Raw genomic sequence first — 14,116 nt, forward strand, 5'->3', positions numbered from 1 at the left:
AAAGACAAACGATAATTCCATGAATTGTTACGTTAATTCACGGAATTGTCGCATAAAAAAAGCGAGTAATGAACTCGCTTTGGTGTTTTTTGAATATAATGGAGAAATAATGTGTTAAAAAATATGTTGATTTCGAAGTTGTTCTCGATAGTTCTGTTGAGCGAAGTCGAAATACATTTTTTATTAAAAATTACTTAAATTGACGCTTCGTTAGCAAATTGAAGTTATTGTTTTCCAAGAACACTATTTACAAACGTATCAATTGTTTTTGTTCCGTGAGTTGTCAAATGTTTGATAAACGCACTTCCGATAATCGCGCCTTTTGCTTTGTGTGTCGCTTGTGTAAATGTTTCATGATTGGAAATTCCGAAACCGACAATTTGCGGATTTTTCAAATTCATATTTCCAATACGATCAAAATAGGTTTCTTGTGTGTTTCCAAAACTATTTTTTGCGCCAGTTGTTCCCGCAGAGCTGACCATATAGATAAATCCGTTAGAAATACTATCGATAAATCGGATGCGATCTTCAGAAGTTTGTGGCGTAATTAAAAAGACATTAATCAATCCGTATTTTTCAAAAATCGCCTGATAATCATTGTGATATACATCGACAGGCATATCTGGAATAATTAAACCATCTACGCCAACTTCTTTGCATTTTAAGCAGAAAGCTTCAATTCCGTATTGCATCATCGGATTTAAATAGCCCATAATTATTAGCGGAATGGAAACGGTTTTGCGAATATCTTTCAACTGTTCAAACAAAATCTCGCTGGTCATTCCGTTTTCTAATGCTTGCGTAGAACTTGCTTGAATCGTTGGTCCATCTGCCAAAGGATCGCTAAACGGCAATCCAATTTCAATCATATCAACACCACTTTTTTCCAAATCTTCAATCACACCAACAGTATCATTCAAGCTTGGATAACCTGCGGTAAAGTATATAGATAATAACTTCTTATCTTCTTGTAATTTTTGGTTTATTCTGTTCATTCAATTTGTTTTTTTGCATTCCTGCGAAGGCAGGAATCTATATAGTCTCTATTTATACATACTCAGAGAGATCTTTCCAATCAGGGTTTAAACCATTAATCAGATTGATTTTCCATTGACGCTTCCATTTCTTTATTTGCTTTTCTCTTATGATGGCATTATTTACATATTTAGTTTTCTCAAAATAAACAAGTTTGTATACATTATATTTTCCTGTAAACGAATCTGCTTTGTTGTTTTTATGTTGATTTAATCTTCTTTTTAATTGGTTTGTTCTACCAACATACAAAACAGAGTGGCTTTTATTTGTTAGAATATAAACGTAATGTATGTCCATCGTTTCATAGTGATTCCTGCCTTCGCAGGAATGAAAAATAATTACAACTTGAAATAATCAATATACGTATTCAAATCCTTGTCGCCGCGACCTGATAAATTCAGTACAATAATTTCATCTTCCTTGAATTTTCTCGTGTCAAAAATTGCCAATGCATGTGAGGTTTCAATCGCAGGAATAATTCCTTCTAATTGTGATAATTCCAAACCAGCTGTCATCGCTTCATCGTCTGTGATGGAGATAAATTCTGCTCGTTTGCTATCGTACAAATGTGCGTGCATCGGTCCAACTCCTGGATAATCCAAACCTGCCGAAATTGAATACGGTTCTGTAATTTGTCCATCTTTGGTTTGCATCAATAAGGTTCTACTTCCGTGGATAATTCCATCTTCGCCCAAAACCGAAGTAGCAGCACTTTCACCAGAATGAATTCCTTTTCCTGCGGCTTCTACAGCAATCAAATTGACACGTTCGTCGTCTAAATATTGATAAAAAGCACCTGCCGCATTGCTTCCTCCACCAACACATGCAATGACATGATCGGGATAAGAGCGACCTTCTTTTTCTTGTAATTGCCATTCTATTTCCTCAGAAATTACCGCTTGAAAACGCGCCACCATGTCTGGATATGGATGTGGACCAACAACTGAACCAATGATATAATGTGTGTTTACAGGATTGCTAATCCAATCGCGAATGGCTTCGTTTGTGGCATCTTTCAACGTTCTGCTTCCAGATTTTGCCGCACGTACCTCAGCACCGAGCATTTTCATACGTGCTACATTTGGAGCTTGTCGTGAAATGTCAATTTCGCCCATATATACAATACATTCCATTCCCATGAGCGCACAAACGGTCGCAGTTGCAACGCCGTGTTGTCCTGCGCCAGTTTCAGCGATAATTCGGGTTTTACCCAAACGTTTTGCCATCAAAATTTGCCCGATGGTATTGTTTACTTTGTGCGCGCCCGTGTGATTTAAATCTTCGCGTTTTAAGTAAATTTTTGTATTGTATTTGGCAGACAAGCGTTCGGCATAAAATAGCGGAGAAGGACGACCAACATAGTCTTTGAGTAATTGTTTGAATTCTTTTTGAAAAGATTCTTCATACATAATATCCAAATATTGTTGACGTAATTCTTCTACATTTGGATATAACATTTCAGGAATGTACGCACCGCCAAAAGTTCCGTAGTATCCTTTTTCGTTTACGTGATAAGTCTTTTTCATAGCTTCCAATTTTATTTTTTGTGTGATGCTGAATCAAGTTCAGTACAAGGTTTAGCATGACTTGCTTTGTTGTTTCTTTTGTCAGTCTAAACTTCTTGATTCAGACTCAAATAATTTTATTTATTATGTAGTAATAGTTTCTTTAAATGTTTTTAATGCTTCAATATTCTTTAATCCTGGAACGATTTCAAATTTACTATTTACATCCAACGCATAACAATACTTGGAAGCTTTACTTTTCATAAAATCAGTTAATTTTGTGATGGTTTCCAAACCAATTCCACCACTGAGGAAGAATGGTTTTTTCGATGGATAGTTTTCCAGCACTTTCCAATCAAACGTAACGCCATTTCCGCCAGGCAATTTTCCTTTGGTATCAAACAAAAAGTAGTCTACAACAGCTTCATACGGTTTCAAAGTGTCAAAGTTGAATTCGTCTTTTATGGAAAACACTTTTATGATTTCAACCTGAGCATTGAGCGGAGTCAAAATGCGTTTCTTCAATTCCTCACAAAATTCAGGACTTTCGTTTCCGTGTAATTGTACCGCTTGCAAATCGTATAAGGTTACTTTTTTGATAATTTCTTCAACCGAAGCATTCACAAAAACGCCAGTTTTATTAATTTCTTTCGGAATTTCTGGAATGACCGTATCAAAAAAGCGTGATGATTTTCTGTAAAATATAAACCCCAAATAATCTGGCTCTAATTCGCTTACAGCTTTCATGTTATCTTCATATTTCATTCCGCATATTTTGAGTTTTATTTCTTTCATTGAATGATTAATTTTTTTCGATTTTGTTTATTTGTTTTTTGTGGATTTGTGAATTCGTTTTTTCTTACTCACAACTCACAACTCACAACTCACAACTCACAACTCACAACTCACAACTCACAACTCACAACTCCTTTATAAACTCCAAAGCACTTCCGCCAGGATTCTCCGTTTTCATAAAGTTTTCGCCAATTAAAAATCCTTGATATCCGAATGGTTTTAAATCTTTGATCGCTTCTACCGAACTGATACCACTTTCAGAAACTTTTACAAAATCATCTGGAATATGCGTTGATAGTTCTTTGCTAATATCTGTGCTAACTCCAAAAGTTTTTAAGTTTCTGTTGTTTACGCCTAACATGTCTAACGAAGGCATGATTGATTTTTGCAATTCTTCTAAATTGTGAACTTCCAATAAAACATCTAAACCTAAACTTTTTGCCGTTTCTGAGAATATTTTGATTTCATTACGTGTCAACACTGCTGCAATGAGTAAAATAACATCTGCGCCATACGATTTTGCTTCAATGATTTGGTATTCATCTACGATAAATTCTTTTCTCAAAATTGGCAATTGCGCGCTTGCTCTTGCTAACAATACATCGTCTAATGAACCTCCAAAATATTTTCCATCGGTTAAAACGGACATTCCACACACACCAGCATTTTCATAACCTTTTGCCACATCTTGACGCTAGCAGTTTGATTGATAACACTTTTGGAAGGCGAGCGGCGCTTAAATTCGGCAATGATTCCTGTGTTACTTTTTCGTAATGCACTAGACAAAGAAGAAGTCTCACGACCGAACAATGCCGAACGCTCCAAATGCGACACCGATACAATGCTTTTTTTTAGTGAAACTTCTTTGTGTTTGTCTGCTATAATTTTATCTAAAATTGTCATAAAAATTTTCAATTTTGATTCCCGATTAATCGGGAAACTCTCTACGTTTTGTATCCGCGAAAGCGGTAATTTTTTGATTGTTTCTAATCTTTATGTGATACTGAATCAAGTTCAGCATGACGTGCTTTGTTGTTTCTTTCGTCAGCCTGAACTTGATTCAGGCTCTCATCACGTTTATTTTTATATTTCTAAAGTTTCTAGTGTTGGATTTAATTTCTTAATTAGCTCAATCTTCCAATCTCTTTTCCAATTTTTTAATTGCTTTTCTCTTGCAATTGCTTGATTTATATCTAAAAATTCTTCAAAATATACCAAATCAGTTAAATTGTATTTCTTAGTAAATACAGAACCTTTGCTATTAGCATGTGCGATAGATCTTGTCTTTAAATTTGCCGTAATGCCTATATAGAATGTTGTTCTGTATTTGTTTGTAATGATATATATGTAACTTTTTCTCATCTTGTGTGATGCTGAATCAAGTTCAGCATGACGTATTTTCTATTTGCTCAATTCCTGCAACTTCTTCAACACTTGCAATGCTTTTCCAGAATGCAACGATTCTTTGGCGATTTCGAAACCTTCTTTGGCTTCCAAACCTTTTACGGTTGCAATTGCCATTCCTGCATTGGCACAAACGACATTGTTTTGTGGATCAGTTCCATTGCCTTTTAAGATATCAGTGAAAATTTTTGCCGCAGAAGCCACTGAATCGCCACCGTAAATGGAAGCTTGTGTATGTTGTGGAACTCCAAAATCTTCTGGTGTCAGCATTTCTTCCGAATTGTTTCTGATGGCCTTTGTCGCACCTGTAAGTGAAATTTCATCATAACCATCTAAGGCATGTAAAATGGTGTAATTTTTATCAGTATTTTGGTATAAATACCCATACATTCTTGCCAATTCTAAGTTGAATACACCAACCATTTGATTTTTAGGAAACGACGGATTTACCATTGGTCCTAACATATTAAAGAAGGTTTTTACTCCTAAAGCTCTCCGAATTGGAGCCACATTTTTCATGGCTGGATGAAATAATGGTGCATGCAACACACAAATTCCTGCTTGATCTATGGATTTTTCCAAGAAATCGGTATCATTGGTAAATTTGATGCCTAAATACTCCATGACATTTGATGATCCACTTACGGAAGAAACACCATAGTTTCCGTGTTTGGCAACTTTTACATCTGCACCCGCAGTAATGAAAGAAGCCAAAGTTGAAATGTTGAACGTATCTTTTCCGTCGCCGCCTGTTCCGCATAAATCAATGGCGTTGTATGCTGATAAATCTACAGGAATACACAATTCTAATAATGCATCGCGGAAACCTTTGAGTTCTTCAATGGTGACACTTCGCATCATAAAAACGGTAAGGAAAGATGCAATTTGACTCGGATTGTACATATCTTTAGAAATGTTGACAATAACCTGTTTGGCTTCTGCTTCTGAGATGCTTTCGTGATTGATGAGTCTGTTTAGTAATTTTTTCATTTTTTTTAGTGTTGAGATTTTAGTATTGAGAATTGAGACGAGTTAACAACATCATTTTAGTTTCAAACTGTTCTCGACTGCGCTCGAACTGACAATGTTTGAAAATTCTCAATTCTCACAACTCAGATCTAGTTTTTTACCCAATTTTCCAAGATTTGTTTTCCGTGTGGCGTTAATACTGATTCTGGATGATATTGTACACCGCGAACATCGTATTCTTTGTGACGAAGCGACATGATTTGTCCGTTTTCATCATACGAAGTTGCTTCTAGACTTTCAGGCAGCGGATTGGCAACAATCCATGAATGGTAACGTCCGACTTCAAAGTTTTTCGGCAAACCTTTAAATAGAGATTCATCATCTACAGAAACTTCTACTTGAGTTGCTACACCGTGATATACTTCGGATAGATTTGATAACGTTCCGCCAAAAACTTCTCCAATGGCTTGTTGTCCTAAACAAACACCCAAAATGCTTTTTGTAGGCGCATATTCCGCAATAATTGGTTTTAGTAAACCAGCTTCATCAGGAATTCCAGGACCTGGCGAAAGAATGATTTTTTCGTAAGCGTCAACTTCTTCCAACGTAAGTTGATCGTTTCTTTTTACCGTGACATCACAATCTAAATCTTCTAAATAGTGTACAAGGTTGTACGTGAAGCTGTCGTAATTATCGATGACTAATATTTTTTTCATTTTTTCTTGCTTTTAGCTGTTGCCTTTGGCTGTTAGTTTCGTTTCAAAGTACTTCTCGATATTATTTTCTTTTAGAAAATCACTCGAAGTGACGTTTGGTGTTTCTTTAGTGATTGCGTTTCTGAGAATCTGACTTTTACATTTAAAATTTAGCATTCAACATTTATAATTTCAAACTATATCGTTTCCGCAATTTCCAAAGCCGTATTTAGCGCTCTAAGTTTGTTATATACTTCTTGGTTTTCGTTTTCTTCGTTTGATTTTGCGACAATTCCTGCGCCTGCTTGGTAATGTAATTTGTGGTTTTTACTGAGAAATGTTCGAATCATAATGGCATGATTGAAGTTTCCATGAAAATCCATAAATCCGATGGCACCACCGTAAAAATCACGGTTTGAGGTTTCGTATTTTTCAATCAATTGCATGGCTTTGTGTTTTGGTGCGCCACTTAATGTTCCCGCAGGAAAAGTGTCTGCCACAACTTGCATCGTTAATGCGTTTTTGTGTTTTTGTGCCGTTACTTTTGATACTAAGTGAATGACATGCGAAAAGAATTGCAATTCTTTATAGGTTTCTACTTTGACTTGGTTTCCGTTCCTACTTAAATCGTTTCGCGCTAAATCTACCAACATAACGTGTTCTGCATTTTCCTTTGGATCGTCGAATAAACGTTTCGCGGAAGCGGCATCTTCTTCGTCATTTCCTGTACGTTTAAAGGTTCCGGCGATTGGATGAATTTCCGTGTGATTGTCTTTTACAACCAATTGTGCTTCTGGGGAAGAACCAAATATTTTAAAGTCGCCATAATCAAAGTAGAATAAATATGGCGAAGGATTGATACTTCTTAATGCGCGATACACATTGAATTCGTCTCCTTTAAATTTTTGAATGAATCTTCTGGAAAGTACCAATTGAAAAACATCGCCACGATAACAGTGTTTTTTTGCCAGCGCAACATTTTGTTTGAATTGTTCGTCATTTAAATTCGATGTGCGTTCGCCATCAATTTTAAAGTTATAGGTTGCGAAGTTTCGCGAACTTAGTAAATGTTCAATCGTAGCAATATTATCTTCTTTTTCATAGCAATGCGAAAAGATGTACGCTTCGTTTTTAAAATGATTAAACGCAATGATATTTTGGTAAATCGCGTAATACATGTCTGGAATGTTGAGCGATTGTTCTTTTTTGGAAATTGCTACATCTTCAAAGTATCGAACAGCATCATAGGCAATGTAGCCAAACAAACCATTATTGATGAATTTGAAATCGTTTTTATCTGTTTTAAATTGTTGTGAAAATTCGTGAATCAGCGCGGGAACATCGGTTGTAGCTTCAATAGCAATGCTATCTTTTTCTCCATTTGGGTATTCGCGCGTAAGTGTTTCATTTTCCACCTTAATACTCGCAATCGGATTGCAACATACATACGAAAAGCTGTTTCCGCTAGCGTGATAGTCACTACTTTCCAATAACAAACTGTTTGGATATTTATCTCGAATTTTAAGATAGACATTTACTGGCGTAATCGTATCTGCTAGTATTTTTTTATAGGTAGTTTTTAATGTGTACATGGTTCAATTTGTTTCAAAAAAAAAGACTTGTCGTGAATGACAAGTCTTTTTTTATATATCTATTATTTGTAAATAGGGACTTTGCTCACGATTCTGAAGTTCGTAAGTTCCACCACCAAGTATTTACTAAATTTAATTTCATTTGTTGTTTTGTTACTACAAATATATAGAAATGAATTTTAGAATAAAAAATATTTTAAAATTTTAATTCTACATGTAAATCAAACTCGTCTTTTATGGCTTTGTCTTTTAGTCCATCAATAAAAGAAGCTGATTTGTATTTGATTCCATATTTTGTACGGTCTACTTTAAGTTTTGCTTCCGCAGAATTGCGCTCAACTTCCATATCAAAAGTAATTGGAGATTTTTTTCCTTTAATGGTTAATTCGCCATCAACTCTGTATACATTATCGTCAGTTTCAACTACTTTTTTAAAGTTTAAAATCGCATCAGGATATTTAGTGACATCAAAAAAGTCAGCAGATTTTAAATGTCCGTCTAATTTGTTTTTGTATTCGCCTGATAAATCTGTTGTGTTAATTGTTGCCATATTGATTGTAAACGTTCCGCCGATCAATTTATCGTCTTTAAATTCGAGCGCACCACCTTTAAAATCGATGGTTCCTTCGTGCTGACCTAATACTTTATAACCTGTCCATTTTACAGAACTTGCTTGTGCATCAATTCGTTTTGCTTGTGCGAAAGCTGTGGAAACTGTAGCAAATACAAATAGGGCTACCAATGTTAAAATACGTGTTTTCATTTTTTTGTTTTTGTTGTAATTTATTTTGTTTTAGGGCAATTTTATGCGGATTGCGAACCTCTTAATTTTTCTAATAAGCTATTTAGTGTTGTTATTTCTTCGGTTGAAAGTGGTTGAAAAATGGTTTCTTCAAGTATATTCAATTCAGGATCGATGGTGTTTAATAAACTCAAACCTTTCTTCGTAATAATGATTTCTACTTTTCTACGATTTTCTGGACAAATACTGCGTTTTACATAACCTTTCGTTATTAATTTGTCAATCAATCGAGTCGTGTTACTATTTTTATGAATCATGCGTTCTTGAATCGTTGCCAAATTTGCAGGTTTTCCTTTTTGACCACGTAGAATTCGCAATACATTAAATTGTTGCATGGAAATATCATACTGTTTAAAAAAACTTTGAAACTGCTCCATAAAAATATTACTGCTCACAATAAAGTTTACGGCAGTTTTTTTTGTTAATGGTAGTTCGGCTTCACTTTTTAAAACATCCTTTAATTTCATAATTGTAGGTACAATATTTGTATATACAAATGTAATTGAATTTTTAGAGTTTCAAAGTGGGGAAGTGTTAAAATTTGATTAAAATTAATTTGGAGTTATAATTCTTTGAAACGATAGTTACATAGAACTTGTCTCAATTCTCACTACTAATATCTCACTACTAATATCTCAATGCCAATATCTCAATGCCAATATCTCAATGCCAATATTTCAAAACTGTCTTAAAAACATACAAATTAAACTTTTTCAACGTTTTACAGTCATAAGATGAAACCACTTGTGATGACCATTAAAGAAATAACACATTTATATAATAGAGTAGGATTTGGAATTTCGTTTCAAGAAGCTTCCTCTTTACAGAAACAATCTCGTACGCAAGTCGTTTCAAATATATTTGATGCTTCTCGTGAAATGACACCACTTTCTGTCGACGTTTCTGAAATAAAATCACAAGTAAGAGGATTGAATCTGAAAGACCGAAAAAAGATTCGTTCGCTCATTAAAGATAGTGTCAAAAAAATACATCAACTTAATATTGCTTGGTTATACAAACTCGGAAATACGCAAGAATTATTACGCGAAAAAATGACACTTTTTTGGGCAAATCACTTTGTCTGTCACGATAAAAATATTCTTCATTTTCAACAATATCAAAACACACTTCGCAAGCACGCCTTAGGAAATTTTAAAGATTTTGTCATTGCCATTGCCAAAGAACCTGCCATGATAAAGTATTTGAATACGAAGCAAAATAAAAAACGAAAACCCAATGAAAACTTTGCGCGCGAACTCATGGAATTGTTCACACTTGGACGCGATCATTATTCTGAAAAAGACATCAAAGAAGCAGCGCGAGCTTTTACAGGTTGGAATCATGATTTGATGGGAAATTTTCGCTTCCGCAGAATGCAGCATGATTACGGAGAAAAAACGTTTCTAGGAAAAACAGGAAATTTTAACGGAGAAGCAATTATTGACATCATTTTACAGGAGAAACAATGTGCGAAATTTATTTGTGAAAAACTCTACCGTTATTTTGTAAACGATTCGTTAGATGCTTCTCGCGTAGCTGAAATGACCGAACTTTTTTATCAAGATTACGACATTGAAAACCTGATGCGTTTTGTGTTGACTTCCAATTGGTTTTACGACGAAAAAAACATCGGAACAAAAATAAAATCGCCTGTAGAATTCTTAATCGGCATGCACAGAATTGTACCAATGCAGTTTGAAAAAGAACGCGAATTGGTGTATTTGCAAAAGCTTTTAGGACAACATTTATTATTTCCGCCAAATGTAGCAGGTTGGAAAGGTGGTAGAAATTGGATCAATCCAAACACAATGATGTTACGACTCCGATTACCTTCAATTTTGTTGGCAAATGGCGAAATTGCATTGGATGAAAAAGGCGAATTTGAAGACGATTTTCAACGTTTCAATAGCAAACGAAATCGACAGCGAAGATTAAAAGTTATTCCAGATTGGGAAACTTTTCACGCAAACAATTCCAATACAACCACAGCACAATTGCAAGAAGTATTACTAACAAGTCCGTTGAATCGCGGAACAAAACAATACTTAGACAAACTAGCCGATCAGGATTTAAAAGAATACTGCATTCAGTTGATGTCGTTGCCTGAATATCAGTTGTGTTAGATTCCCGCCTTCGCAGGAATGTAAAATTAGAAGTTATATAGATTCCCGTTTTCACTTCGACTCCGCTCAGTGTAAACATGGGAATACAAAAAATAAATTTTTTGTATGAACAGAAGAAATTTTTTAAAACAAGCATCTTTGGCAAGTGCCGCGATGTTTTTACCGAAATTCGTATCAGGCTTCAACTTGATTGATTCCGCTGTAGCGACAGGAAAAAAACTCGTTATCATTCAACTTTCGGGAGGAAATGATGGCTTAAATACGGTTGTGCCTTTTCGAAACGATATTTATTACAAAAATAGAGCGTCGTTGGCGCAGCAAAAATCAAACCTCATCGGAATTACGGATGAAATTGGTTTTCACGAAAGTCTCATTGCACATAGCAATTTATATCATAATGGAGAATTGTGTGTGATTAACAATGTCGGTTATCCGAATCCGAATCGTTCACATTTCCGCGCAACCGATATTTGGCATACCGCGAGTGACGCAACCGAATATCTTCAATCTGGTTGGATTGGTCGTTATTTAGATGCCACAAAGAGTAAATCGCTTAATGCAATTGAAGTCGACGATAGTTTGTCATTAATAATGAAAGGTGAAACGACAGATGGAATTGCCGCGAAGAATCCGAAATTGTTTTATCAAACCACACAAGCGCCGTATTTTAAAAAAGTAGTCAATCATCATGACGATGCGCATTTAAGCGAACACAATTTGGGCTATTTATACAAAACGATGGTAACCGCTTCCAATTCGGCAAAATACTTGCATGAAACTTCAAAAACGTTTACCACAAAAACGACTTATCCAAAAAATGGATTTTCAAAACAATTGAAGCAAGTAGCGCAATTTATCAACTCAGGATTGCAAACAAAAGTCTATTATGCATCGCTTGGCGGATTTGATACACATGCCAATCAAGCCAACAAACAAAAGCGTTTGTTAAAAGTGTACGACGAAGCAATGGCAGCATTTATCAAAGATTTAAAACAAGAAGATTCATTCAAAGATACACTTATTTTGACCTTTTCAGAATTTGGACGTCGTGTACAACAAAATGCAGCAAACGGAACCGACCACGGAACGGCAAATCAAGTGTTTCTTATTGGAGAACAGTTAAAAAAGCAAGGTTTTTACAATCCGATGGCAGATTTATCAGACTTAGATTCAAACGGCGATTTAAAATATGATATTGACTTTCGAGAGATTTATACGTCTGTTTTAAATAATTGGCTAGATATTGATGCGAAAAAGGTATTAGGCAAGCCATTTAACGGTTTAAATATTGTTTAAATTTTGTTAAATGAACCTTGAACGAAACTACTTTTCGTATTTTTATGCTGAAAACGATTAACATGCTACAAAAGACGTTATTTTTTGCGATTTGCCTCGTGTTTTTTTCTTGTAAAAACGAAACGAAAACAGCTAAAACTGTTGTAAATATTGAATCAACAGCAAAAACTGAAACAGTTAAGTCATCTGCGGAAGCAGCTGAAATTCCCGTATTAAATTTTGAAGAATTTGAAAAATATCTCAACATTGAAGATGACAACATTCATGTCGTAAACTTTTGGGCAACATGGTGCGCACCTTGCGTAAAAGAATTGCCGTATTTTGAAGCCGTAAATCAGGAATACAAAGACAAAAACGTAAAAGTATTGTTGGTAAGTTTGGATTTTAATTTGAAAAAGTTGAATTCATTCTTGGCGAAAAATAATTTACAATCTGAAAAAGTATTATTAGACGATCCTGATCAAAACGAATGGATTCCGAAAGTTTCCAATGAATGGTCAGGCGCCATTCCGGCAACGGTAATTTATAAAAAAGGAAAGCGAAAATTTTACGAGCGTTCCTTTACAAAAGCTGAATTAGAAAACGAATTAAAGAATTTTATAAACTAACAATCCCACACAAATGAAAACAATAAAATTAGCAGTATTGGCGCTACTTTTTGTAGTAGTATCGTGTACTGAAAAGAAAAAAGAAACAGCAGAGAAGACCGAAGGAAAAGCAAAAGTTGTTGCTGAAAATGTTGAAAAAGCAAAGAAAGAAGTCACAAATGGTTACCAAGTTGGCGATATTGTAAAAGATTTCTCTTTGAAGAATGTTGATGGAAAAATGGTGTCTATGGCAGATTATAAAGATGCAAAAGGATTTATTTTAACGTTTACGTGCAATACCTGTCCGTATTCTGTAGCTTATGAAGACAGATTAATTGCGTTAGACAAAAAATATGCAAGCAAAGGATATCCTGTAATCGCGATCAATCCGAACAGTCCAGAAGCAAGACCTGACGATAGTTTTGAAAAAATGCAAGAGCGTGCCAAAGAAAAAGGATTTACATTTCCGTATATGTTAGATGTTGGACAAAAAATATATCCAGTATTTGGCGCAACAAGAACGCCACACATGTACGTATTGGCTAAAACTGACAAAGGTGTGCAAGTGAAATATATTGGTGCAATTGATGATAATTACAAAGACGCCAATGCTGTAAGTAAACGTTACATTGAGGATGCTGTTGATGCGTTGTTGGCAGGAAAAGAAGTTGAGGTAAAAACTACAAAAGCGATTGGTTGTTCTATTAAAGTCTGATGATTTAGACTTCTTAGACTTGTTTAGACAGTTAGATTTTTAGACTTGCTAGCTTTTGTCTTGTTGAGTGCAGTATAAATGTTAGAATTTGCTAGTTCTAGTTATATAACCGTCGAACTCAAATAAAATAAAGGCACAAATATTGTCTGTACAAAACCGAAGTGGAAATACTTCGGTTTTTTTATTGGAGAAATTCTCCTGAAAAAAGTTTAACTTTGAACAACAAACAACAAACAACAAACAACAAACAACAAACAACAAACATACTATTTATTATAACTATGGCAGATTTAACACAACAAGAATGGCAAGAACAACTTGCAAACGATACAAACGCAGTCATCTTAGATGTTCGTACACAAGACGAAGTTGATGAAGGACACATTCCTAATGCAAAACATATTGATATCTTTTTAGGACAAGGATTTATTGACGAAGTAAAGAAGCTTGATGCTTCAAAAAATTACTATGTATACTGTCGCTCAGGCGGAAGAAGCGCGCAGGCATGTGCTGTAATGAACAGCGTAGGTTTTGAAAATACGTACAATTTAATGGGCGGATTTTCAGAATGGCAAGGTGCTAAAACGAATTAAAATCA

Annotated in this window: 15 protein-coding genes and 1 pseudogene; 5 read left to right on the forward strand and 11 right to left on the reverse strand. The window is 35.0% G+C overall.

The genetic code is table 11. From position 1 onward, the window contains the following. Nucleotides 1–224: 224 nt before the first annotated feature. From trpA to KAOT1_RS21425, 11 genes and pseudogenes are all read right to left on the reverse strand, one after another. Nucleotides 225–995 (reverse strand): tryptophan synthase subunit alpha, encoded by a 771-nt coding sequence (gene trpA / locus KAOT1_RS21375; RefSeq protein WP_007097006.1) that lies wholly within the window; start codon nt 993–995, stop codon nt 225–227. Between the two features lie 52 nt (nt 996–1,047). Further along, nucleotides 1,048–1,332: a GIY-YIG nuclease family protein gene (locus tag KAOT1_RS21380; protein ID WP_007097007.1), complete on the reverse strand. Its 285-nt coding sequence runs from the start codon at nt 1,330–1,332 to the stop codon at nt 1,048–1,050. A gap of 41 nt (nt 1,333–1,373) precedes the next feature. Further along, on the reverse strand, nt 1,374–2,561 hold the full coding sequence (gene trpB / locus KAOT1_RS21385; RefSeq protein ID WP_007097008.1) for a tryptophan synthase subunit beta: 1,188 nt from the start codon (nt 2,559–2,561) through the stop codon (nt 1,374–1,376). Nucleotides 2,562–2,684: 123 nt separating this feature from the next. Then, nucleotides 2,685–3,335, reverse strand: a complete 651-nt coding sequence (locus tag KAOT1_RS21390; RefSeq protein WP_007097009.1) for a phosphoribosylanthranilate isomerase — start codon at nt 3,333–3,335, stop codon at nt 2,685–2,687. A 124-nt stretch (nt 3,336–3,459) separates the two neighbouring features. Then, nucleotides 3,460–4,238: pseudogene (trpC, locus tag KAOT1_RS21395) on the reverse strand (indole-3-glycerol phosphate synthase TrpC). A 180-nt stretch (nt 4,239–4,418) separates the two neighbouring features. Beyond that, nucleotides 4,419–4,697 (reverse strand): GIY-YIG nuclease family protein, encoded by a 279-nt coding sequence (locus KAOT1_RS21400; protein ID WP_007097012.1) that lies wholly within the window; start codon nt 4,695–4,697, stop codon nt 4,419–4,421. 39 nt (nt 4,698–4,736) lie between these two features. Further along, entirely contained in the window at nt 4,737–5,729 is a 993-nt protein-coding gene (gene trpD, locus KAOT1_RS21405) for an anthranilate phosphoribosyltransferase (RefSeq protein WP_007097013.1), read from the reverse strand. A 128-nt stretch (nt 5,730–5,857) separates the two neighbouring features. Next, nucleotides 5,858–6,424 carry an anthranilate synthase component II gene (locus tag KAOT1_RS21410; protein ID WP_007097014.1) on the reverse strand — a complete coding sequence of 189 codons (567 nt, stop codon included), beginning with the start codon at nt 6,422–6,424 and terminating at the stop codon, nt 5,858–5,860. 176 nt (nt 6,425–6,600) lie between these two features. Then, nucleotides 6,601–7,995: an anthranilate synthase component I family protein gene (locus tag KAOT1_RS21415; protein WP_007097015.1), complete on the reverse strand. Its 1,395-nt coding sequence runs from the start codon at nt 7,993–7,995 to the stop codon at nt 6,601–6,603. Nucleotides 7,996–8,191: 196 nt separating this feature from the next. Continuing rightward, nucleotides 8,192–8,758, reverse strand: a complete 567-nt coding sequence (locus KAOT1_RS21420) for a YceI family protein (protein ID WP_007097016.1) — start codon at nt 8,756–8,758, stop codon at nt 8,192–8,194. Between the two features lie 41 nt (nt 8,759–8,799). After that, a complete protein-coding gene (locus tag KAOT1_RS21425) occupies nt 8,800–9,264 on the reverse strand; it encodes a MarR family winged helix-turn-helix transcriptional regulator (protein ID WP_007097017.1) in 465 nt (154 codons plus the stop codon). 282 nt (nt 9,265–9,546) lie between these two features. Between KAOT1_RS21425 and KAOT1_RS21430 the strand changes: the two genes are divergently transcribed. The 5 genes from KAOT1_RS21430 to KAOT1_RS21450 all read left to right on the forward strand — a co-directional run bounded on the left by KAOT1_RS21430 (nt 9,547) and on the right by KAOT1_RS21450 (nt 14,111). Continuing rightward, nucleotides 9,547–10,920, forward strand: a complete 1,374-nt coding sequence (locus KAOT1_RS21430) for a DUF1800 domain-containing protein (protein ID WP_007097018.1) — start codon at nt 9,547–9,549, stop codon at nt 10,918–10,920. 105 nt (nt 10,921–11,025) lie between these two features. Next, entirely contained in the window at nt 11,026–12,216 is a 1,191-nt protein-coding gene (locus KAOT1_RS21435; RefSeq protein ID WP_007097019.1) for a DUF1501 domain-containing protein, read from the forward strand. A 62-nt stretch (nt 12,217–12,278) separates the two neighbouring features. Continuing rightward, the gene (locus tag KAOT1_RS21440; protein ID WP_040559770.1) at nt 12,279–12,824 is read left to right on the forward strand and encodes a TlpA family protein disulfide reductase; all 546 of its coding nucleotides are present in this window, start codon (nt 12,279–12,281) and stop codon (nt 12,822–12,824) included. A gap of 13 nt (nt 12,825–12,837) precedes the next feature. Further along, nucleotides 12,838–13,518 (forward strand): thioredoxin family protein, encoded by a 681-nt coding sequence (locus KAOT1_RS21445; RefSeq protein ID WP_007097021.1) that lies wholly within the window; start codon nt 12,838–12,840, stop codon nt 13,516–13,518. A 281-nt stretch (nt 13,519–13,799) separates the two neighbouring features. Continuing rightward, nucleotides 13,800–14,111 carry a rhodanese-like domain-containing protein gene (locus KAOT1_RS21450; RefSeq protein ID WP_040560212.1) on the forward strand — a complete coding sequence of 104 codons (312 nt, stop codon included), beginning with the start codon at nt 13,800–13,802 and terminating at the stop codon, nt 14,109–14,111. The last annotated feature ends 5 nt before the right edge of the window (nt 14,112–14,116 follow it).

The organism is Kordia algicida OT-1, assembly GCF_000154725.1.
Classification (GTDB): Bacteria; Bacteroidota; Bacteroidia; order Flavobacteriales; family Flavobacteriaceae; genus Kordia; species Kordia algicida.

Bases quoted from the DNA above. Each gene is read 5' to 3' on its own strand.
- trpA (WP_007097006.1), bottom strand. From the start codon at position 995: ATGAACAGAATAAACCAAAAATTACAAGAAGATAAGAAGTTATTATCT.
- KAOT1_RS21380 (WP_007097007.1), bottom strand. From the start codon at position 1,332: ATGGACATACATTACGTTTATATTCTAACAAATAAAAGCCACTCTGTT.
- trpB (WP_007097008.1), bottom strand. From the start codon at position 2,561: ATGAAAAAGACTTATCACGTAAACGAAAAAGGATACTACGGAACTTTT.
- KAOT1_RS21390 (WP_007097009.1), bottom strand. From the start codon at position 3,335: ATGAAAGAAATAAAACTCAAAATATGCGGAATGAAATATGAAGATAAC.
- KAOT1_RS21400 (WP_007097012.1), bottom strand. From the start codon at position 4,697: ATGAGAAAAAGTTACATATATATCATTACAAACAAATACAGAACAACA.
- trpD (WP_007097013.1), bottom strand. From the start codon at position 5,729: ATGAAAAAATTACTAAACAGACTCATCAATCACGAAAGCATCTCAGAA.
- KAOT1_RS21410 (WP_007097014.1), bottom strand. From the start codon at position 6,424: ATGAAAAAAATATTAGTCATCGATAATTACGACAGCTTCACGTACAAC.
- KAOT1_RS21415 (WP_007097015.1), bottom strand. From the start codon at position 7,995: ATGTACACATTAAAAACTACCTATAAAAAAATACTAGCAGATACGATT.
- KAOT1_RS21420 (WP_007097016.1), bottom strand. From the start codon at position 8,758: ATGAAAACACGTATTTTAACATTGGTAGCCCTATTTGTATTTGCTACA.
- KAOT1_RS21425 (WP_007097017.1), bottom strand. From the start codon at position 9,264: ATGAAATTAAAGGATGTTTTAAAAAGTGAAGCCGAACTACCATTAACA.
- KAOT1_RS21430 (WP_007097018.1), top strand. From the start codon at position 9,547: ATGACCATTAAAGAAATAACACATTTATATAATAGAGTAGGATTTGGA.
- KAOT1_RS21435 (WP_007097019.1), top strand. From the start codon at position 11,026: ATGAACAGAAGAAATTTTTTAAAACAAGCATCTTTGGCAAGTGCCGCG.
- KAOT1_RS21440 (WP_040559770.1), top strand. From the start codon at position 12,279: ATGCTACAAAAGACGTTATTTTTTGCGATTTGCCTCGTGTTTTTTTCT.
- KAOT1_RS21445 (WP_007097021.1), top strand. From the start codon at position 12,838: ATGAAAACAATAAAATTAGCAGTATTGGCGCTACTTTTTGTAGTAGTA.
- KAOT1_RS21450 (WP_040560212.1), top strand. From the start codon at position 13,800: ATGGCAGATTTAACACAACAAGAATGGCAAGAACAACTTGCAAACGAT.